Annotated in this window: 18 protein-coding genes; 11 read left to right on the top strand and 7 right to left on the bottom strand. The window is 58.9% G+C overall.

The annotated features are described in order from the left end of the window. The first annotated feature begins 146 nt into the window (after positions 1 to 146). From metH to ACESMW_RS01460, 4 genes are all read left to right on the top strand, one after another. Positions 147 to 3845 (top strand): methionine synthase, encoded by a 3699-nt coding sequence (metH, locus tag ACESMW_RS01475; RefSeq protein WP_372985316.1) that lies wholly within the window; start codon positions 147 to 149, stop codon positions 3843 to 3845. A gap of 18 nt (positions 3846 to 3863) precedes the next feature. Further along, positions 3864 to 4103 (top strand): DUF2970 domain-containing protein, encoded by a 240-nt coding sequence (locus ACESMW_RS01470; protein ID WP_372985315.1) that lies wholly within the window; start codon positions 3864 to 3866, stop codon positions 4101 to 4103. A gap of 300 nt (positions 4104 to 4403) precedes the next feature. After that, positions 4404 to 6056: a nitrite/sulfite reductase gene (locus ACESMW_RS01465; RefSeq protein WP_372985314.1), complete on the top strand. Its 1653-nt coding sequence runs from the start codon at positions 4404 to 4406 to the stop codon at positions 6054 to 6056. After that, positions 6049 to 6555 carry a DUF934 domain-containing protein gene (locus tag ACESMW_RS01460; RefSeq protein WP_372985313.1) on the top strand — a complete coding sequence of 169 codons (507 nt, stop codon included), beginning with the start codon at positions 6049 to 6051 and terminating at the stop codon, positions 6553 to 6555. The genes ACESMW_RS01465 and ACESMW_RS01460 overlap by 8 nt, the downstream gene beginning before the upstream one ends. 65 nt (positions 6556 to 6620) lie before the next feature. Here the strand turns inward: ACESMW_RS01460 and ACESMW_RS01455 are convergent, their stop codons facing one another. Together ACESMW_RS01455 and sohB are read right to left on the bottom strand one after the other, a co-directional pair. Then, a complete protein-coding gene (locus tag ACESMW_RS01455) occupies positions 6621 to 7619 on the bottom strand; it encodes a YhdH/YhfP family quinone oxidoreductase (protein WP_372985312.1) in 999 nt (332 codons plus the stop codon). Positions 7620 to 7642: 23 nt separating this feature from the next. Beyond that, positions 7643 to 8707 carry a protease SohB gene (sohB, locus tag ACESMW_RS01450; RefSeq protein ID WP_372985311.1) on the bottom strand — a complete coding sequence of 355 codons (1065 nt, stop codon included), beginning with the start codon at positions 8705 to 8707 and terminating at the stop codon, positions 7643 to 7645. A 183-nt stretch (positions 8708 to 8890) separates the two neighbouring features. Here sohB and ACESMW_RS01445 point away from each other — a divergent pair, with 183 nt between their 5' ends. Continuing rightward, positions 8891 to 9205, top strand: a complete 315-nt coding sequence (locus tag ACESMW_RS01445; RefSeq protein ID WP_092005880.1) for an SCP2 sterol-binding domain-containing protein — start codon at positions 8891 to 8893, stop codon at positions 9203 to 9205. A 65-nt stretch (positions 9206 to 9270) separates the two neighbouring features. Here ACESMW_RS01445 and ACESMW_RS01440 read toward each other — a convergent pair whose 3' ends face one another. The 5 genes from ACESMW_RS01440 to ACESMW_RS01420 form a co-directional block, all read right to left on the bottom strand. Continuing rightward, on the bottom strand, positions 9271 to 9918 hold the full coding sequence (locus ACESMW_RS01440) for a multidrug transporter (protein WP_372985310.1): 648 nt from the start codon (positions 9916 to 9918) through the stop codon (positions 9271 to 9273). 5 nt (positions 9919 to 9923) lie between these two features. Further along, a complete protein-coding gene (locus tag ACESMW_RS01435; RefSeq protein WP_372985309.1) occupies positions 9924 to 11630 on the bottom strand; it encodes a chemotaxis protein in 1707 nt (568 codons plus the stop codon). 217 nt (positions 11631 to 11847) lie between these two features. Next, the gene (gene dnaQ / locus ACESMW_RS01430) at positions 11848 to 12558 is read right to left on the bottom strand and encodes a DNA polymerase III subunit epsilon (protein WP_372985308.1); all 711 of its coding nucleotides are present in this window, start codon (positions 12556 to 12558) and stop codon (positions 11848 to 11850) included. After that, on the bottom strand, positions 12555 to 12998 hold the full coding sequence (gene rnhA / locus ACESMW_RS01425; RefSeq protein WP_372985307.1) for a ribonuclease HI: 444 nt from the start codon (positions 12996 to 12998) through the stop codon (positions 12555 to 12557). Before rnhA ends, dnaQ begins: the two co-directional genes overlap by 4 nt. A gap of 19 nt (positions 12999 to 13017) precedes the next feature. Beyond that, positions 13018 to 13818 (bottom strand): class I SAM-dependent methyltransferase, encoded by an 801-nt coding sequence (locus ACESMW_RS01420; RefSeq protein ID WP_372985306.1) that lies wholly within the window; start codon positions 13816 to 13818, stop codon positions 13018 to 13020. Between the two features lie 94 nt (positions 13819 to 13912). Between ACESMW_RS01420 and gloB the strand changes: the two genes are divergently transcribed. From gloB to ACESMW_RS01390, 6 genes are all read left to right on the top strand, one after another. Beyond that, positions 13913 to 14707: a hydroxyacylglutathione hydrolase gene (gene gloB, locus ACESMW_RS01415; RefSeq protein WP_372985305.1), complete on the top strand. Its 795-nt coding sequence runs from the start codon at positions 13913 to 13915 to the stop codon at positions 14705 to 14707. A 193-nt stretch (positions 14708 to 14900) separates the two neighbouring features. Next, positions 14901 to 16595, top strand: a complete 1695-nt coding sequence (locus tag ACESMW_RS01410) for a LysM peptidoglycan-binding domain-containing protein (RefSeq protein ID WP_372985304.1) — start codon at positions 14901 to 14903, stop codon at positions 16593 to 16595. Positions 16596 to 16602: 7 nt separating this feature from the next. Continuing rightward, positions 16603 to 18426, top strand: a complete 1824-nt coding sequence (locus ACESMW_RS01405; protein WP_372985303.1) for an extracellular solute-binding protein — start codon at positions 16603 to 16605, stop codon at positions 18424 to 18426. A 46-nt stretch (positions 18427 to 18472) separates the two neighbouring features. After that, entirely contained in the window at positions 18473 to 19558 is a 1086-nt protein-coding gene (locus ACESMW_RS01400; protein ID WP_372985302.1) for a microcin C ABC transporter permease YejB, read from the top strand. Between the two features lie 2 nt (positions 19559 to 19560). Further along, positions 19561 to 20583: an ABC transporter permease gene (locus ACESMW_RS01395; RefSeq protein WP_372985368.1), complete on the top strand. Its 1023-nt coding sequence runs from the start codon at positions 19561 to 19563 to the stop codon at positions 20581 to 20583. A 1-nt stretch (position 20584) separates the two neighbouring features. Continuing rightward, on the top strand, positions 20585 to 22129 hold a 1545-nt coding region (locus tag ACESMW_RS01390; protein ID WP_372985301.1), incomplete at its 3' end, for an ABC transporter ATP-binding protein.

Raw genomic sequence — 22129 nt, 5'->3', positions numbered from 1 at the left:
TTCCCGTATGACCGCCTGCTGCAAGCGCCGGAAACCCGGCACTTGATATTGATCATTCGGACTAAGACGGAATCCGGCATTTTTGCTATGATCCCGCGCCATTGACTGAAATACGACGTTAGCCACGACACCCGGAAGATTTCCCTATGACCGATCGCACTACCCGTCTGGAACAGCTTCATCAAGCCCTCAAGGAACGCATTGTGATTCTTGACGGTGGCATGGGCACCATGATCCAGAACCAGAAGCTGGATGAAGCCGCTTTCCGGGGCGATCGGTTCAAGGATTTCGAACGGGAGGTGCAGGGCAACAACGACCTGCTGAACCTGACCCAGCCGGCCCTGCTTCGCAACATCCATGCGGACTACCTGGACGCCGGCGCCGACATCATCGAGACCAACACCTTCAACTCCACCCGCCTGTCCCAGGCCGATTACGGCATGGAAGATCTGGCCCGGGAGCTGAACGTGGCCTCGGTCAAGCTGGCGCGGGAGATCGCCGACGAATTCACCGCTAAGGACCCGAGCAAGCCCCGTTTCGTCGCCGGCGCGGTTGGACCCACCTCCCGTACCGCGTCCATCTCACCGGACGTGAACAATCCCGGCTACCGCAACGTCGACTTCCAGTCCTTGGTCGACAATTATTACGAGGCGGTATCAGGCCTGATGGAGGGCGGTGCCGATCTGATCCTGATCGAAACCATCTTCGATACCCTGAATGCCAAGGCGGCCATCTACGCTACCCAACAGGTGTTCGAGGATACCGGCATCGAGTTGCCGATCATGATTTCCGGCACCATCACCGATGCCTCCGGGCGCACCCTGTCCGGCCAGACCACCGAGGCCTTCTACAACTCCATCGCCCATGCCAGGCCCATTTCCGTGGGTCTGAACTGTGCCCTTGGTGCCGATGCATTGCGCCCTTATATCGAGGAGTTGTCCACCAAGGCCGAGACCTATGTGTCCGCCCACCCCAACGCGGGTCTGCCCAACGAATTCGGTGAGTACGACCAGACTCCGGAAGAAATGGCGGAGATTATCGAAGGCTTCGCCAAAGACGGCTTCCTGAACATTATCGGCGGCTGCTGCGGTTCCCGCCCAGATCATATCGAGGCCATTGCCAAAGCCGTCGCCAAGTACCCGCCCCGGCAGATTCCCGAGCGCCCCAAGGCCCTGCGCCTGTCCGGCCTCGAGCCGTTTACCGGTGATGAGAACACCCTGTTCATCAACGTCGGTGAGCGTACCAACGTCACCGGCTCCAAGCGGTTCCTGCGCCTGATCAAGGAAGAGCAGTACGAGGAAGCCCTCAGTGTCGCCCGGGACCAGGTGGAAAACGGCGCCCAGATCATCGATATCAACATGGACGAGGGCATGCTGGATTCGAAGGAGGTGATGGTCACCTTCCTGAACCTGGTTGGCTCCGAACCGGATATTTCCCGGGTGCCGATCATGATCGATTCCTCAAAATGGGAGGTGATCGAGGCCGGCCTGCGTTGTATCCAGGGCAAGGCGGTAGTGAATTCCATCAGCCTGAAGGAAGGCGAAGAAGAATTCATCAAGCGGGCGAACGATTGCATGCGCTATGGCGCGGCCGTGGTGGTCATGGCCTTTGACGAAGATGGCCAGGCCGATACCTACGAGCGCAAGACCGAGATCTGCAAGCGCTCCTACGATGTGCTGACCGGTATCGGGTTCAATCCTGCCGACATCATCTTCGACCCGAACATCTTTGCCATTGCCACCGGCATCGAGGAACACAACAACTACGCGGTGGACTTCATCAACGCCACCCGCTGGATCAAGGAAAACCTGCCCCACGCCTCGATTTCCGGCGGTGTGAGCAACGTGTCGTTCTCGTTCCGGGGCAACGATGCCGTGCGCGAAGCCATCCATTCCGTGTTCCTGTACCACGCCATCAAGGCCGGTATGAACATGGGCATCGTCAATCCCGGGCAACTGGTGATCTATGACGAGATCGAGCCGGATCTGAAAGAACTGGTGGAGGACGTGGTACTCAACCGCCGGGATGACGCCACCGATCGCCTGCTGGAAGCGGCCGAAAAGTTCAAGGGCAAAGGCGGCAAGACCCAGGAAGAGGACCTGGCCTGGCGCGAATGGCCGGTGGAGAAGCGCCTCGAGCATGCCCTTGTCAAAGGCATCACCAACTATATTACCGAAGACACCGAGGCGTGCCGCCAGAATGCCACCCACCCCATCGAGGTCATCGAAGGCCCGCTGATGGACGGCATGAACGTGGTCGGCGACCTGTTCGGCGACGGCAAGATGTTCCTGCCCCAGGTGGTCAAGAGCGCCCGGGTGATGAAGCAGGCCGTGGCCTACCTGATTCCCTACATCGAGGCGGAAAAGTCCGAGGGCCAACAGGCCAAGGGCAAGATTCTCATGGCCACGGTGAAGGGCGATGTGCACGATATCGGCAAGAACATCGTGGGCGTGGTGCTGCAGTGCAACAACTACGAAGTGATCGACATGGGCGTGATGGTGCCCTGTGACAAGATCCTGGAAACCGCAAAGAAAGAGAACGTCGACATCATTGGCCTGAGCGGCCTGATCACCCCGTCCCTCGACGAGATGGTGCACGTAGCCCGGGAGATGCAGCGCCTGGATTTCAAAATCCCGCTGATGATTGGTGGCGCCACTACGTCCAAGGCGCACACGGCGGTAAAGATCGAGCCCCAGTACAAGAATGACATCGCCCTGTATGTCTCCGATGCCTCCCGCTGCGTTAACGTGGCCTCCCAGCTGCTCAGCAAGACCGCCAAGCCGGCCTTAGTAGAAGCAGCCCGTACCGAATACGACGAGATCCGGGAGCGCCGGAAGAATCGTGGAGAGCGGACCAAACTGGTTTCTCTGAAGGAGGCCCGAGCCCGCGCACCGGAAATCACCTTCGAAGGTTATGAGCCGCCAAAGCCGTCCTTCACCGGCATCCGGGTGTTCGAGGACTATGACCTCGAAGAGCTTGTCGACTACATCGACTGGACTCCGTTCTTCATTTCCTGGGACATCTCGGGCAAATACCCGGCGATCTTTGACGATCCCAAGCGCGGCGAAGCAGCCCGCAGCCTGTTCAATGACGCCCGGAAGATCCTGAAGCAGATGATCGAGGAGAAACGGGTGACTGCCCGGGGCGTGATCGGCTTCTGGCCGGCCAACCGTCGCGGCGATGACATCGTGGTCTACACCGACGAATCCCGGACCGAGGAGCTGACCACCCTGCACCACCTGCGCCAGCAGGATGAAAAGGCACCCGGCAAGCCAATGATGGCCCTGTCCGATTTCGTGGCGCCGGAGGATTCCCAGAAAGTCGATTATGTGGGTGGCTTTGCGGTGACCACGGGTATCGGGGCCGAAGAGTTCTCACGGGAGTTCAAGGACAAGCACGACGACTACAACGCCATCATGGTCAAGGCCCTGGCCGATCGCCTCGCCGAGGCCTTTGCCGAGCGGATGCACGAACGGGTGCGCAAGGAATTCTGGGGCTACGCCACCGACGAGCACCTGGGCAATGACGATCTGATCAAGGAACGCTACCGCGGTATCCGTCCGGCCCCGGGTTACCCTGCATGCCCGGACCACACCGAGAAGGCGACCCTGTTCCGTCTGCTTGAGGCCACCGGCAAGATCGGCCTGGAGTTGACCGAGCACTTCGCCATGTTCCCCACCGCGGCGGTGTCCGGCTGGTACTTCGCCCACCCGGAGTCCAAGTACTTTGCCGTCGGCAAGATTGGCGTGGACCAGGTTGAGGACTATGCTGAACGTAAAGGTATATCCAAAGCGGAGGCGGAGCGCTGGCTGATGCCAAGCCTGGCCTACGATCCGGCAGAATAGACGGGGACAAAGCACGCAATGACCGACACGACCGACAATGAAAGCAACAAGAAAGATCGGAAATCGGGCTCACCGGGCGTTCTGAAAATAATGCAAAGCATCCTGGCCGGCGCTTTCGGGGTTCAGTCCGACAAGCGCCGGCAAGAGGATTTCTCCAGTCACAGTCCCCTGCCCTATATCATTGCCGGACTATTGTTCACTGCGGCCTTTGTGGGCGGACTGATTCTGGTGGTACAGGCTGTGCTCGCCAGCCAGTAGGCTATTGGCCCGAGACCCAGACAACGGCGAAGGCGACCACCAGTACAACTACCAGGACTGCAGCGATGGCGTCTGCCTGACTGTCTGAACGCATGCTCTTCTTCATGGAAGCACCCCTTCTCACTTTTTTTCAGGTCATTGTTGTTGTCTTATCAGTTAAGCAGGAAATTGATATTCGTCCAGCCTGCGCCCCGCCCACTTATCGCCTGAATCGATAAACATATTTTGAAATAATCATTTTGGAAATAAAAACCTGGTGATATCCTGCGATCCAGATATAAGAGGCAGGACATTACCCCTATGTACGTATACGACGAACACGACCGGCAAATGGCAGCGGAACGGGTGGCCCAGTTCAGGGACCAGACCCGACGGGCCCTGGCGGGCGAACTCAGCGAGGAAGAATTCCTTCCGTTGCGCTTGCAGAATGGACTCTACGTCCAGCGCCACGCTCCGATGCTGAGGATCTGTGTGCCCTACGGCATGCTGCGCTCCGACCAATTGCGTCGTCTCGCCCGTATCACCCGGGATTACGACAAGGGCTACGCCCATTTCACCACCCGGCAGAACGTGCAGCTCAACTGGCCGGCCCTGGAGGATGTACCGGACATTCTGGCCGACCTGGCGGAAGTGGAAATGCACGCCAACCAGACCAGCGGTAACTGCATCCGGAACACCACCACGGACCAGTTTTCCGGTGTTCAGGCCGATGAGATTACCGATCCCCGGCCCTACTGCGAGATCATCCGCCAGTGGTCCACGTTCCATCCGGAGTTCGCGTTCCTGCCCCGTAAATTCAAGGTGGCTGTGAATGCTTCTGAAAAAACCGACCGTGCGGCAATCCGCATCCATGACATCGGACTCCAGATCGTTCGCAACGACGCCGGCGAACTGGGCTTCCGTGTCCATGTTGGTGGCGGCCTCGGCCGGACACCGATGGTTGGCCCGGTGATCCGCGAATTCCTGCCGGAACTGGATTTGCTGACCTACCTTGAGGCGGTCCTGCGTGTCTACAACCGCTATGGCCGCCGGGACAACAAATTCAAGGCGCGGATCAAGATCCTGGTCAAGGCCCTGACTCCGGAAGGTTTTGCCGAGAAAGTGGAAGCCGAGTGGGCGCACATCAAGGATTCGCCCACCCGTCTGACACCGGAAGCCATTGAGCGGATCAAGGGATTCTTTACCGAACCGCCTTACGAGGCCCTCGACAACGCAACCGATCTTCTGGCCCGGCAACGGTTCGAGAACCGCGGTTTTGACCAGTGGCTGAGCCAGAACGTGGACGTTCACAAGAAGCCCGGCTACGCCATTGTCACGCTGACCCTGAAAAAGACCGGCACACCGCCGGGCGATGTCACCGACGGTCAGCTCGAGCAGATTGCCGACCTGGCTGACGAATACAGCTTCGGGGAGGTCCGGGTCACCCACCATCAGAACGTGGTGCTGGCCGATGTGCGTCAGGACCGCCTGCTGGAACTGTGGGAAGCCATTACGCCCATGGGCTTCGGGACCGCCAACCTGAATACCCTGACCGACATTATCTGCTGCCCGGGCGGCGATTACTGTGCCCTGGCCAACGCCAAGTCGATCCCTGTGGCCGAGGCCATTCAGCGCCGGTTCGATGACCTGGACTATCTGTATGATCTGGGCAACATCGATCTCAACATCTCCGGCTGCATGAATGCCTGCGGTCATCACCACGTCGGCAACATTGGCGTTTTGGGTGTCGACAAGAAGGGCGAGGAGTTCTACCAGGTCAGCCTGGGCGGCTCGTCCCACCACGATGCGGATATCGGCAAGATTCTCGGGCCCTCCTTTGCCCGGGAAGACATGCCGGAGGTTATCGCCAAGATTATCGATGTGTACGTCGACCAGCGTACCGAGGAGGAGGAATTCCTCGATACCTATCGCCGTATTGGCATCAAACCTTTCAAGGAGCGGGTCTATGCCTGACGTAATCAATGCAGACGGCACTGTCCGTCAGGACGAGTGGGTTGTGGTTCCGCGCCCGGAGGATGGTGAGTCTCTCGACATCCCATCGGACCAGCCGGCGATGATCCCGGCCGATCTATGGCTGGCCGGCTATGAGCATTTCACCGGTAACGACCGGATTGGTGTCTGGTTCGACAGCCACGACGAGCCGGAAATGATTGCCCATAAGGTTAATGAACTGCCGCTGATCGGGGTGAACTTTCCCCGTTTTGTGGATGGGCGTGGTTACAGCATCGCGCGGCTGCTTAGGGAACGATTTGGCTATCAGAACGAGCTGCGGGCGATCGGGGATGTGTTGCTGGATCAGCTCCAGTTCATGAAGCGCTGCGGGTTTGACTCGTATGTGCTGCGGGCCGACAAGGACATTACGCAGGCAGCGAAGTGCCTGAATTTCTTCAGCCAGGGGTATCAGGCGGCGACGGATACGGATTTGCCGCTGTTTCGGCGCCGGGCCGGGTGAGCTGGAGTTTGGTTGAAGATGGGGTCTGATGAAAGCCTTCATCTGACCCCTTCTTGGAGCTCACCTCACCGGCTATGATCCAACACAATCTTGCCGGCAGACGCCCCCTTCAGAAACGCCTTCAGCGCCTCATCCAGCTCGGAACGGCCGATATCCCGAGCAGAGGCTTCGGTCTTCGGGCACTTCCACTCACCGGCGAATTTCTCCCATACCGCCTGCTTGTCAGCCAGCGGAATCTCCACGGAGTCCACACCCAGCAGGTTCACGCCGCGGAGGATGAACGGCAGCACCGTGGTCGGAAGCTGAGGGCCGGCCACCAGGCCGCAGCAAGACACTGAGCCACCCGGCTGGATCTGCTTGAGCAGCTCTGTCAGGGGTGTGCCACCCACGGTATCAACCGCATTGGCAAAGACCGGCTTGAGCAGCGGTTTCTTTTCTTCCGCCAGGGCGTCACGGCCCAGGACTTCAGTGGCGCCGAGTTCCTTGAGACTGTCGGCATGATCGGCCTTGCCACTGATCGCGACCACGTCAAAGCCCAGGTTGGACAGCAACTCCACGGCCACACTGCCAACGGCACCGGAGGCGCCACTGACAGCCACCTTGCCCTGTTCCGGGCTGGCGCCCATTTTCAGGAGTTTGCCGACGCACAGGCCTGCGGTCAGGCCGGCCGTGCCATAAATCATGGCCGTACGGGCATTCCAGCCGGAGGGCATCGGCACACACCAGGCAGCCGGCACACGGATGTACTCACCAAAACCGCCATCAGTGTTCATGCCCAGGTCGTAACCGGTGACGATCACCTGGCTGCCCACCTTTGGTTCGCCGGTTGCAGATTCCACCACTTCACCAGCAGCATCTATCCCCGGCGTATGGGGAAACGTGCGGGTAACGCCCTTGTTGCCGGAAGCGGACAGGGCATCCTTGTAATTCAGTGACGAATGACTGACCCGGATCAGAACCTCGCCCTCCGGCAAATCGGCCGTGCTGAGGGTCTGCTCGCTGCCCTGGTATTCGCCATCCTTCTCTTCCACCCGCCAGGCTTTGAATTCGCTGTTCGTTGTCATGGTGTTACCCCGTTTGTTGTCAGCTACTGAATCTTCTGGTTCCGGAAAGCACTGAGCACGCGCCAAACCGTGTGCTCCAGGGCTGCGCTGGTGGCCAACCCGAGCTTTTCCGGGAGTGTCCGCTTGCGTTGGTATGTTACTGACACTACGTCGGCACGATCGCATGCCTCAATGAGATATTCGTCGGAGGTCTTGATCTCGTCGATCAGATTGACGTCCAAGGCCCGTTTGCCAAACCAGATGTCGCCGTTAGCCACCTTGGCAATATCGACACTGGGCCGGCGCTCGGTGACGTACTCCTTGAATAGCCCGTGGGTGTCTTCCAGATCCTCGAGGAATTTCTGCCGACCTCTCTCGGTATTTTCCCCGAAGATGGTCATGGTGCGTTTGTGCTCGCCGGCGGTCAGCACTTCGAAATCCACATCATTCTTCTTGAGGAAACGGTGGAAGTTCGGCAACTGGGCAACCACCCCGATGGACCCGAGAATGGCAAAGGGAGAAGCGACAATCCGGTCCGCAACACAGGCCATCATGTAGCCGCCACTGGCAGCCACCTTGTCGACGCAGGCCGTCAGCGGGATGCCCTTGCTGCGAATCCGGTCCAGCTGGGCCGCTGCCAGACCATACGAATGCACCAGCCCGCCCCCGCTTTCCAGGCGGATGACCACCTCGTCCTGATCCGGCTTGGCAACACTCAGCACCGCTGAAATCGACCGACGCAACTGATCGGTATCACTGGCCTTGATATCACCGTCAAAATCGAGCACGTAGACCCTTGAGCGACCTTCCTGCTCGTCACTGCCACTTTTGGCCTTGGCTTTTGCGGCCTTTTTCTCGGCTTTGGCTTCCTTTTTACGTGCTTTCTGGAAGGCTTTGCGCTCGCCCTCATCCATCAGGCGCGCCTGAATGGTTTCCCGCAACTTCTGGTATTTTTCGTTGAGTTTCCGGATTCTCAACTCGCCCTCGCTTTCATGGTCCTCACGCTCTTTCTGGGCAGCAGAGAAGATGACGGAAATGATCACAAGGGCGGCAACCCCGAAGGTCACGACCTTGGCCAGGAACAGGCCGTATTCTGTCAGAAACTCCAAAATGGCTTCTCCAAATGGTTATGCAAAGACGAGAGTGTAACTTACCGAATTGACACTGATAAGCGGAGCAAAAAAATTAAAACAAGCGTTCGATCGAGCTTGACACGACCCTCTGCTGACCATAAAGTCGAATTGCGAGATCGGCTTCGCCAAGACAAGACAACCATTCAGAAGGGCAAGATAATGTCTGTAGCTCAGGTATTTGAAAAACTCGAACAGAATTTCAACGCAGACGCAGCTCAAGGCCTCGATCTGGTGTTCCAGTTCGACATTGAGGACGACAAGAACTACCACCTGGCCATCAACGACGGCTCCTGCAAGCTGCACGAAGGCTCTCATGAAGACCCTTCCGTTACCCTGATCATGAACTCCGATACTCTGCAGGGCATCGTTTCCGGCGAAACCGACGGTATGCAGGCGTTCATGGCTGGTCAGCTGCGCGCCGAAGGCGACATGATGCTGGCAACCAAGCTGGGCGAGTTGTTCAACATGGGCTGAAGCCCTGCCCCGCTCATAAAAAAACCTGCGCACGCCGCAGGTTTTTTTATGCGTAAATGTCCGGCTCACTCATCCCAGAGCTGTACCGCCTGCCGTGCCGCTTCGTTCTGGGGAGTCGCCACCAGCCCTGACCCGGACAGCCGAACATCGAACAGGGCGCCGTCGCGCATGGGCATGAACGTCGCATTGCCATAAACCCCCTCCACAAACGGCAGGTTGAATTGCCGGTCCAGCTGCCAGAGATCCGGCCACTTCTGTTCGCTCAGCCCGATCACCGTCCTGGGCATGCTCTGTTCATTCTCAAGCGAGGTATAGCGTCCACTCAAGCGTTCCAATCGGTATCCCGGGGCAATGCCGAGCCAACGAATGGGGCCGGCGAAGCGGATAATACGGGCATCCAGCTGCCACTGGTCACCCCTGACCGACTGGATGACCGGTGCTTGCTCTCCGGTCTGCAGTGTCACCACCCAGAGTTGCTCGCCCTGCCGCTGGGTGGAGACCGTTGCAACGGTTTTCATCCCTTCCAGCGATTGGTAACCCATCAGGTTGACGGCAATCACCAGGGTATAGATACCGATCACCAGCACGGAAAACACCGCCATGCCTTTGAGCCAACCGAGCAGCCAGCGAGGACGGAGGAAAAACAGAAGGCTCGCAATCACCAGCACCGCGCCGACGACTGCCAGAACGATGGTTGCGAGCTCATGGGACATGGGGATTACAAGCCAACGTCGTCGAGAGAGGATTCAGCCAGCTTGAGCAGATCGGGGTTGCGGTCTTCCCGCTTGCCGATACTTTCGATGTAATACTCAAGCGACGTCAAAGCATCCGCCAGCGCCTCGAGCACCTGGTGGGGAGGTGCCTGGCGGGCATCCAGAAGTCGGTCCTGGATCGAGGCAGCAACACGCTTGAGCACGCTGGCCGCGCCGGGATCATTGACCATCTGCAGGCCACCCCAGATGCTGTGCAGGGTTGCCGGCAGGTTGGCCAGGTGCAGCTTTTCGTAATCCGATTCGATAAAGGCCGTGATGGCCCGCTTGGCCAGTGTCAGTGCGCCTCTGGCCTCGTCCGCCACCACGAACATTGCTTCCTGGAGGTAGACCGATTCATCCCGGTTACGACGGCTGCCGGCAAGAGCATCTGTCTCCGAAGTAATACCCCTAGTGACGATCTGCATCACCGCATCCTCGACCCCGAGAACGGAGTCGGCGAGGCGATACAGCTCGTCATCTCCGGGCAAGCGGTTGTCTTCTTCCCACTTACGCAGCTTGGCGGCTTCATCACGGGAGATACCGGCAAGCTTGTTGAGATCCAGCATCACCAGGGTGTTGGCAAGGCGCTCGAGCGCATCGGCGATGGACGACAGCTCTGCCAGATCCGGCTCGATACCCCGTTCGATGATGTCGAGCTTGTCCTTGAGCTGGTTAAGCTCATCCTGGAGTGCGTCCGACAGGGACTTGAGCACATCGCTACCCGGGCCATAAAGGCGGCGGGCATGGGCCTCCAGCATGGAATCCGGGAATTCGGCGGGCGCCAGGCTATAAGCGGAAAGAATGCGCGTCACTTCCGGATTGGCAGATCCGCTGCGGTAGAGCATGTAGATCAGATCCCGGATCAGCGAATCCGGAGCATCCTTGGCCGTGGCCACCTTGCCGACATAAACCACTTCCCGGCCGTACCGCTCTATGCGCATGAGCATGCGCTTGCGGGCCTTGGTGAAGATCATCGCCCGGTCGAGCATGGTATCCGCAACGATCGCCAGCAGGCACCACATCTGCCCCATGGGCGCGCCCTGACACAGCCGCGCAAATCCTCTGGCCGCGCGGGCAAACAGTTTCTTGCTGACCGCATCATTGCGATCCCGCAGAACCCCCAGCAAGGCCACCTGGAAAGTCAGGCGCATCCGTCGGGCCAGGACTTCGTAATCCGCTTCATTGCCTTCAAACGCATCCAGTTTGAGGTCCGCGCAGAAATCCGGGCGCTCCTTGACATCGACATCGAAGAAGCAGGATTCCGGGTAAGGTTTCTCGCGCCGGGCTTCGCGAAGTTCGTTGATTACCGGCAGCAACAGTTCCGGATGGTCCTCGCGCTGCTGGTGGTAGTACTCAACGTAGCGGCGGAGAATAAACAGGGCGCTGTTCAGGGTGGTGAGCAGAATGTTCTTGTCGTCATTGGCACCGACAGGAACATCGTTGGCCATGGCAACCGCTTCCTGGCACAAAAGGGTGCCGCCACGAAGCTCAACGAGGATAAAAATACCCCGCAACTGATTCAGGTAATCGACGCAGTTCTGGAGGTCTTCCCCGCTCTCGCGATTTTCCTGGAAACGCTCAAGGCTGGATTCTGCCTGCTTGATGGTCTGCTCTATCTCACTCTTGACCAGATCAAACGACTGCGATTTCGTCGCCAGAGACGATTGAACCATAAACGCTTCCTGTTTAATTCGCGGAGACTACCGCGTCCCGTGCCTGACATTCAGCCCGGCCACGAAGTGCCGGACTTTGTTGTTATGGATCGGTTACACCCTGACCGATCAATTCTCTGTTCGCAAAAAACTGGCGAACTTATCATTACTTATAACACAAAACTCATGTCGCTCAACAAAGGCGGAGTGTAACAATTGGTACACGCTGACCCAGTTCTCATTCCGCCTGTTCGAGCTTGCTCCAGAGGCTCTGGCCGGCCTGTTTGTCCAGCATCGCGATGAACTCGTCATGGGCACTTGCCTCTTCACCGGAGGCCCGTACCACAGAGAGCCGCGGGCGGTCTGCCTTGAGCCGGCGGATACCACCGGATGCGCCACCGTCTTCCGAGCCGGCATCCAGGGAAAGCGCGGTCTGGCCGCCGGTCATCAGCAGGTAGACATCGGCCAGGATCTCGGCATCCAGCAGTGCGCCGTGGAGTTCACGGTTGCTGTTATCCACCCCGTAGCGTTTGCACAGGGCGTCCAGGCTGTTCCTCTGGCCGGGATGCTTGGCACGGGCGATGGCCAGGGAATCGACGATGCCGCAATGGTCGGCAGTCTTGCGGACCGGTTTCATGCGAGAGAACTCGGCATCCATGAAGCCCACGTCAAACGCGGCGTTATGGATAACCAGCTCGGCACCCTTGATGAACTCGAAGAATTCCTCGGCGACCTCGGCGAACTTCGGCTTGTCCGCCAGGAATTCATTGGTGATGCCGTGAACGGTGATGGCTTCGGCCTCCACCTCCCGCTCGGGGTTGATATAGACATGGTAGTTCCGGCCGGTCAGCTCACGTTCGACCACTTCCACACAACCGATTTCAATGATCCGGTGCCCTTCATTGGGATCGATGCCGGTGGTTTCGGTATCCAGTACGATTTGTCTCATGCTTCACTCAATTCCGCTACGCCACGGTTTGCCAGCTCATCAGCCAGTTCGTTGTCGGGTACGCCGGCATGGCCTTTTACCCAGTGCCAGTTGACGCGGTGCCTGGCGGTTTCCGCATCCAGCTCCCGCCACAGGTCGTCATTCTTTACCGGTTTTTTCGCCGCGGTCTTCCAGCCGTTGCGTTTCCACCCGGCCATCCATTCGGTGATGCCCTTACGCACATACTGGGAGTCCGTGTAGAGCTCCACATCACAGGGCCGTTTGAGGGCCTCGAGACCACGAATCGCCGCCATCAGTTCCATGCGGTTGTTGGTGGTGTGCAGCTCACCGCCGTGAAGGGTCTTCTTGGCATCGCCGTAACGCAACACCACGCCCCAACCTCCACGACCGGGATTACCCTTGCAGGCACCATCGGTGTAGAGAATTACCTTATCCGCCATTCATACTCCTGAATCGTTGTTAATCCTGAGCTTCGGGGCTCACTCCGCCCGCGTCACGGTAGCAACCCCGCGAGGCGCCGACTGCGCCCCTTCCGGGCATGGCAATGACCTTGCTCTTGCGCCAGGCCGGCTGCCTGGGAATCCGGCCATAGACCCGTTTTTTGGCAAGGATACAGTAATAGGCGCCAAGAGGCAGGAAACGATTGCCTGCCAACCGGGTATCGATCCAGCGATAGCTATGCCTGCCGGAGCGCTGCATGGGGAACCTGAGAAACCGGGTCACCGACGTTTCCACACTGAACCCGAGTAAGCGGAGCCAGTCTTCCATCCGTCGGCGCAGCAGGAACCGGCCGCCCCAGGGGCCCTCATGCTGCCTGGACAGGAGCCGGCGCACGCCCCACAGACTCATCGGATTGAAGCCAATCAGAGCAATGGTGCCCTCACCGCGCAATACCCGGGCAGATTCCCTTAACACCTGATGTGGGTACGGGGAAAAGTCGGGAGTATGGTGCAGGATAACCAGATCCATGGAATCCGAGGGGAAAGGCAGCTCATCGGCATCGCAGACCGCCACGCCTTCAGGCATATGGGGGAACCATCGGGGCGTGGTCATGATCTTTTGCGCGAAATCGGTTCCGGTGGCCAGGGGCAGACGGTGACTGACACCAATCTGCAGCTGCCTTGCCCCGATCAGGCTGCCCAGCTCGTAGTCGCAGAACCGGCGCTGATCCGCCAGCAGCGCCCGACCAAGTGGGGACTGGAACCAACGCTCGAAATTCTCGTGCCTTGCCGGATAGTCAATATCACCGGATCTGACCACTACCCTGCCTCCTGCCTTCTCAGCCTCCAGGTTGGGGCCACAGATTTATTGCTCTATCATAACAGTCACATTCTACTAACACATGTGGGGCCGTATGCTGACCATTTCCGCAATTCCTGCTTTCAGTGACAACTACATCTGGTGCCTGGCTGATTCCGACACCAGAAAAGCACTGATTGTTGACCCTGGCCAAGCTGCGCCTGTGGAGGAACATTTGGCCGCCAAGGGCCTGACCCTGGATACGATCCTGGTCACCCACCACCATCCGGACCATGTTGGCGGCATCAAGGAACTGGTCAAGGCTCACCCGGACTGCCGGGTAACCGGCCCCGCCGAGTCCCCGTTCAAGGGTTCCACCAACCTCGTGCATCCCGGTGACGAGGTTGTCTGGGAATCGATCACCTTCCAGGTTCTGGGCGTTCCCGGTCACACCCTGGACCATATCGCCTACTTTACCGACGTCGAGGTCGACGGCCGCCCGGTGCTTTTCTGCGGTGATACGCTGTTCGTCTGCGGCTGCGGGCGGTTGTTCGAAGGCACCCCGGAACAGATGCGGCAATCCCTTCAGACCCTGCGCAACCTGCCGGAAAAAACCGCGGTCTACTGCGCCCACGAGTACACCCTGGCCAATCTAAAGTTCGCCCGCAGCTGGCTGCCCCGGGACGAAGGCCTGAAGGACTTTGAGGAACAGTGTCTGAAAGCCCGGGAAGCGGGCAAGCCCACGGTGCCGTCGGTGCTGGGTGATGAAAAGCGCCTGAATCCGTTTCTCCGGTGGGACGATCCTGTGGTCATGGATGCTGCCCGGAACTACTGCGCGCAGAATGGGCTGCCGGCGGATTCGGAGAATGCCATTTTTGCGTCCATTCGGCATGGCAAGGACAATTTCTGAAGACAGGATGGGGTCTGAAGAACACTTTCTTCTGACCCCATGTTCACATTCCCTTTCCTCATCGTAACGAGCCGTTTCTTGACCCCCGGAAAAGCGCTCTCATAGAATCGGTTTCACTTTTGTGACCCAACCCATTCAACAGGTCAGGTTTTCCAAGCTATCATCTGACCAAAGCCCTGATCCGGAAATGCCTATGTCGGTCAACCGATTTTCCTTTTTGCTGCTGGCCGGTGCCCTGACCACCGGTTGCTCCACATTTTTCTCCCCGACCAACGATCCACTGGAATCCCGGCAGGTTACCGTCGCCACCGGCGATGACGACCTGAAAGATGCCGTGGAATCCGGCAGGGCCGCAGATGCCACTTCCGATGAGCCGCTGGATGAAGCCATTGCAGCGGATCTTCAGGCGACCGCACGGGATGCCCGGGAGAAGCTGGATAATCCCGAACAGCAGTCCGACGAGGGCGAAAAGGAGCGCGATCTCTGGAACCGCATGCGCCAGGGTTTTGCCCTGGATCACGAGGTTGATAATGAGCGGGTCCGGGACCAGTTGAACTGGTATGCAAGCCACCCGAAGTACATTGACCGGGTCGTTGACCGGGGCAGCCGGTATCTGCATCACATACTCAACGAGACCGAGAAGCGCGGTCTGCCAGCCGAATTTGCGCTGCTCCCGGTTGTCGAAAGTGCGTTCGATCCGTTTGCCTACTCCCACGGCCGGGCTGCGGGAATCTGGCAGTTCATCCCCTCTACCGGCAAATACTTCGGCCTGACCCAGAGCTGGTGGCATGACGATCGCCGCGACATCATCGCCGCAACCGACGCAGCCCTGCGCTACCTCGAGCGCCTGACCGAGCGATTCGACGGCGATTACACGCTGGCGCTTGCCGCCTACAACAGTGGCGGCGGTACGGTTTCCAGTGCCATGCGGCGCAACCGCAAAGCCAACCGGCCAACCGATTTCTGGTCCCTTCAGCTGCCCCGTGAAACCCGGCACTATGTTCCCAAACTGATTGCCCTCGCCAAGATCTTCGACAAGCCGGAAGAGTATGGCGTCACCCTGCCGCCTCTTGAGGATACCCCCTACTTCGAGGTGGTCGAGACCGGCTCACAACTGGATCTGGCCCAGGCGGCCGAACTCGCGGGCGTCGATATCGACGAGATCTACCTGCTTAACCCGTCCTACAACCGCTGGGCGACCAACCCCGACGGGCCACACCGCCTGCTGGTCCCGGTGGACAACGCCGAGAATTTCCGCACCGCACTGGCCAACTTCCCGGTCGACCAGCGGGTTTCCTGGCAGAACTACAGTGTCCGCTCCGGCGACAGCCTGATCACCATTGCCCGCAAGTTCAACACCACAACTTCGGTGATCCAGCAGGTCAACAAGCTCAACTCCGACCTGATCCGCATTGGCCAGAACCTTCTTATCCCCTCCGCTTCCCGTGGCTCGGATGCCTATGCACTCAGTGCCTCCCAGCGCCTGGAGCGTAAACAGGAGCGCAAGCGTGACGGCAACCGGGTCCAATACACCGTACGCCGTGGCGACACCTTCTGGGATATTGCCCGGGAGCATCGGGTCTCTGTCCGGGAAGTGGCTGCCTGGAACGGCATGGCACCAGGCGATCCGCTGATCCCGGGCAAGCAGCTGGTGATCTGGTCCAAGACCAGTCAGCCCACGGTGCTGGCGTCCAACAGTGCGCGGGGCAAGGCCATGGTCCGGAAGGTGGGTTACCGGGTTCGCAAGGGTGACTCCCTCTACGCCATTGCCAACCGTTTTTCCGTGAACGTGAATGACATCGCAAGCTGGAACGACCTGAATAAATCACGTTATCTCCAACCCGGACAAAGTCTGGTACTCTACGTGGACATTCGTAACAGTCCGTAAGCGAACTATGACAAGAACACGGAAAGCCTCGTACCTTACGTCCATCGTTGCATCCCTGACCCTGTTGGCGGCCCCGGTAACCCAGGCCGCCAGTGATACGGAAAAGCCGGCGTCCCAACACGGTATTGCCATGCATGGGGAGCCGAAGTATCCGGAAGGTTTTTCCAGCTTCGATTACGTCAATCCGGACGCACCCAAGGGCGGAACCCTGAAAATGGCCGTGGTCGCCAACGGCTTTGACTCGTTCAACCCCTTCGATATCCGGGGTGTCGCGGCAGCAGGCATCAGCACCTATCTCTACGATACCCTGCTGGAATCCTCCGACGACGAGCCCTTCTCTGCCTATGGACTGATTGCCGAATCCCTGGAGACCCCGGAAGACCGGAGCTACGTGGTCTATAACCTGCGCGAAGAAGCCCGCTTCAGCGATGGCGAGCCGATCACCGCAGCGGATGTGAAGTTTTCCTTTGAGGTCCTGACCACCAAGGGCCACCCCTTCTATCGCAACTATTACGCCGATGTGAACGAGGTTGTCGTCGAAAGCCCGAAGCGGGTGCGCTTTAATTTCGGTGAAACCACCAACCATGAATTGCCGCTGATCATCGGCCAGATGCCCATTCTGCCGGCTCATTACTGGGCAGATCGCGAGTTCGGGGAAAACGGTCTTACACCTCCCGTTGGCAGTGGTCCCTACCGTATCGGCGATTTCGAAGCGGGTCGTTCAGTCACCTACGAACGCATTGATGATTACTGGGCCAGGGATCTGGGAGTGCGCAAGGGCCGCTTCAACTTCGAGCGTATCCGCTACGATTACTACACCGACGACACCGTTGCCCTGGAAGGCTTCAAGGCCGGTAACTTTGATTTCCGCCTGGAATCATCCGCCAAGAACTGGGCAACGGCGTATACCGGTCCCATGTTCAAGGATGGCTCCGTCATCAAGGAAGCCATCGAGCACCATCGGCCGTCCGGGATGCAGGGTTTTGTGTTCAACACACGGAAATCCATCTTCAGCGATCCGAAGGTCCGTGAGGCGCTCGCCTACGGCTTTGACTTCGAGTGGGCCAACAAAAATCTGTTCTTCGGTCAGTACACCCGGACTTCCAGCTATTTCGAGAACAGCGAACTGGCTTCCGATGGCCTGCCCCAGGGCCGCGAACTGGAGATTCTTAACCAGTACCGCGACCAGTTGAGCGAGGACGTTTTCACCGAGGAGTACGCGCCTCCCACCACAGAGGGCCAGCAGGGTCTTCGCGAAAATCTCCGCACCGCATTGCAGCTGCTGCGCTCGGCCGGTTATGCCATCAAGGATGGCAAGATGGTGCACACGGAAACCGGAGAACCCCTCGCCTTCGAGATTCTGCTGTTCCAGAAAAGTTTCGAACGCATTGTGCTGCCTTTCAAGAACAACCTCGCCAAACTCGGCATCGATGTGACGGTTCGCCTGGTCGACAGCAACCAGTACATCCAGCGGGTGCGTCAATTCGACTACGACATGATCACCCAGGTATTGCCCCAGTCCGATTCACCGGGTAACGAGCAGCGGGAGTACTGGCATTCCTCCACCGCCAACGTCAATGGTTCCCGGAACTACATGGGCGTTCAGGACCCGGTGGTTGATGAGCTGGTGAACATGGTCATCCAGGCACCGAACCGGGAAGAGCTGGTGCAGCGTGTACGGGCCATGGACCGGGTCCTGCTCCACGGCCACTACGTGATTCCGCACTGGCACCTGCGTAAGGACCGGGTGGCCTACTGGAACCAATTGGAGCGCCCCGAGGTCACACCGAAGAACGGCATCGACCTGAACAACTGGTGGGTAAAACCCTGACCCAGTGTCCATGACCCAAGCAGTAACGGAAGGAATCCTCCGCTAGATGGGCATTTACATCCTCAGACGCCTGGCGCTGATCATTCCGACACTGATCGGAATCATGCTGCTCAACTTTGTCATTGTGCAGGCAGCACCGGGCGGGCCGGTTGAACAGCTGATTGCTGAAATGGAAGGCCACGGCAGCAGTGCCCTGGCCCGGGCGGCCGGTGGCGATACCGGCGGCGAAGTGGCCACCGGGTCCGGTGACAGTCGCAGTTCCCGGGGCATCCCCGAAGAGCTTCTGAAGGAAATCGAAGTCATGTACGGCTTCGACAAACCGGCTCACGAACGCTTCTTCAAGATGCTCGGCGACTATGCCACCTTCGATTTCGGCGACTCCTTCTTCCGGGAACGCAGCGTCATCGACCTGATTCTGGACAAGATGCCGGTATCGATCTCCCTGGGGCTCTGGTCCACCCTGATCATCTATTTCATCTCCATACCGCTGGGCATCCGCAAGGCAGTCACGGACGGCTCCCGCTTCGATGTCTGGAGCAGCTCGGCCATCGTGATCGGCTATGCCATCCCCGGCTTCCTGTTTGCGATCCTGCTGATCGTCCTGTTCGCCGGCGGCAGTTATTTTGATTGGTTCCCCCTGCGCGGGCTGACCTCTTCCAATTTCGATGAACTGACCTGGTACCAGAAGATCGGTGACTACTTCTGGCACCTGGCACTGCCGGTGACGGCCAACGTAATTGGAGGCTTTGCCACCCTGACCCTGCTCACCAAGAACTCGTTCCTGGATGAAATCAGCAAACAGTATGTGGTGACTGCCCGGGCCAAGGGCCTGGATGAGAAGCAGGTGCTGTATGGCCATGTGTTCCGGAACGCCATGCTGATCGTGATCGCCAGCCTGCCCGGGGTGCTGGTCGCCCTGTTCTTTACCGGCTCGCTGCTGATCGAGGTCATCTTCTCCCTCGACGGCCTTGGCCTGCTGGGCTTTGAGGCGGCGCTCAACCGGGATTATCCGGTGATCTTCGGTACCCTCTACATCTTTACCCTGATGGGGCTGATCCTGAAACTGGTCAGCGACATCACCTACGTGCTGGTGGATCCGCGCATCGATTTCGAGAGTCGGGAGGGCGCGTGAGCATGAAAACCCTGACTCCGATCCAGCAACGCCGCCTGCGCAACTTCCGGAATAACCGGCGCGGTTACTGGGCACTGTGGATTTTCCTGGTGCTGTTCGGGTTGTCGCTGCTCGCCGAGGTCATCGCCAACGACAGGCCGCTGATCGTTTCCTACAACGACGAGCTCTATTTTCCGGTGGTGGAGTCGGTGCCCGAAGAAACCTTTGGCGGCTTCCTGCCCACCGAGGCCGATTACCGGGATCCCTTTATCGCTGAGGAGATCCTGGACAATGGCTGGATGGTCTGGCCGCCGATCCGCTTCAGCTATGACACCATCAACTACGACCTGGAAATCCCCTCTCCGGCACCTCCGAGCCCCGAGAACTGGCTCGGCACCGATGACCAGGGCCGGGACGTGGCCGCCCGGGTCATCTACGGCTTCCGGATTTCGGTGCTGTTCGGCCTGACCCTGACCCTGGCCAGCTGTGTCGTTGGTGTGGTGGTAGGCGCCATCCAGGGCTACTACGGCGGCAAGGTGGACCTGCTTGGTCAGCGCTTTATCGAGGTATGGTCCGGGCTTCCGGTGCTGTACCTGCTGATCATCCTGTCCAGTATCGTCCAACCCAACTTCTGGTGGCTGTTGGGCATCATGCTGCTGTTCAGCTGGATGGGACTGGTGGATGTGGTGCGCGCAGAATTCCTGCGGGCCCGTAATTTCGAGTATGTCCGGGCCGCCCGGGCGCTGGGCCTGGAAAACCGCAAGATCATGTTCCGGCATATCCTGCCCAATGCCATGGTTGCGACGCTCACTTTCCTGCCCTTCATTCTGACCGGCGCTATCACCGGCCTCACATCCCTCGATTTCCTGGGTTTCGGACTGCCATCCGGCTCCCCCTCCCTGGGTGAACTGATTGCCCAGGGCAAGGCCAACCTGCATGCTCCGTGGCTTGGCATATCCGCCTTCGTGTCCCTCTCGGTGATGCTGACCCTGCTGGTGTTTGTAGGTGAAGCGGTCCGCGACGCCTTTGATCCCAGAAAGAGTTGATATGAGCGACCTGCTGCAGATTTCCAACCTTTCCATCTCGTTTGACCAGGCGCCGCCGGTGGTGGAGTCCCTGTCCTTTTCGGTGCGCGAGGGTGAGACGGTCGCCCTGGTGGGTGAAAGCGGCTCAGGCAAGTCCATCTCGGCGCTCTCGGTGCTGCGTCTGCTGGATGCCAGGCACGCCAGTTATCCTTCCGGCGAGATCCATTTCCGGGGCGAGAACCTGCTCCACGCCAATGACAAACGGCTGCGCCAGATCCGGGGACGGGAAATTGGCATGATTTTCCAGGAGCCCATGACGTCACTAAATCCGCTGCATACAGTGGAGAAACAGATTGGCGAAACCCTGGCCCTGCACAAGGGTATGCGGGAGACCCAGGCACGGGAACGGACGATCGAACTGCTGGAACTGGTCGGCATCAAGAACCCCGAATCCCGGCTCAAGAGCTACCCGCATCAACTCTCCGGTGGCCAGAAGCAACGGGTGATGATCGCCATGGCCCTGGCCAACGAGCCAGACCTGCTGATTGCCGACGAGCCCACTACCGCACTGGATGTCACGGTGCAGAAACAGGTCCTGGAACTGCTCAAGAGCCTCCAGAAAAAGCTCGGCATGGCCATCCTGCTGATCACCCACGACCTGAGCATTGTCCGGCGCTATGCGGAGCGGGTCGTGGTGATGGAACAGGGTCGGCTGGTGGAGGAAGCAGAAACAGCCCAGCTGTTCGAGAATCCGGAGCACAGCTATACCCGGAAGCTTCTGGACGCCGAGCCCCCCGAAGCGCCACTGCCGGCTCAGGAGGAAGGAGAGATCCTGCTCAGCGTGAACGACCTTGATGTTCGCTTTCCGATCAAAAAATCCCTGTTCGGCAAGGTCAAGGAATATTTCCATGCCGTTCAGCAGGCGAGTTTCGAACTGCCCAAAGGCCAGACCCTCGGTATCGTGGGCGAAAGTGGCAGCGGCAAAACCACCATCGGCCATGCCCTGCTGAAACTCACCGCCAGCACCGGACGATTCACACTCGGTGGCGACGAGCTTTCCGATCTCACCCAGAAAGAATTCCGGCCCTACCGGAAACGGATCCAGATCGTCTTCCAGGACCCCTTCGGCAGTCTCAGCCCGCGAATGTCCATTGCGGAAATCGTGGGTGAAGGGCTGGAGATCCACGATCCCGAAGGCAAGGATACCCATGAGCAGCAGGTGATCCGTGCCCTGAAGGATGTGGGGCTCGACCCGGAGGCCAGACACCGCTATCCCCACGAGTTCTCGGGTGGCCAACGCCAGCGAATTGCCATTGCCCGGGCCCTGGTGCTGCAACCGGACCTAATTATACTTGATGAGCCCACCTCGGCCCTGGACCGCACAGTCCAGAAACAGGTTATCCAGCTGTTGCGGGATATCCAGTCCCGTTATGGTCTAAGCTATATCTTCATCAGTCATGATCTGACGGTGGTCCGGGCGCTGAGCCACAAGCTGCTGGTGCTCCAGCATGGCGAGATCGTGGAGTACGGTGATGCCGCTGACATATTCCGGTCACCAAAGCAGCGG

The sequence above is a fragment of the Marinobacter sp. genome (genome assembly GCF_041690455.1).
GTDB lineage: Bacteria > Pseudomonadota > Gammaproteobacteria > Pseudomonadales > Oleiphilaceae > Marinobacter.
This window is presented reverse-complemented; position numbering and strand designations above follow the sequence as displayed.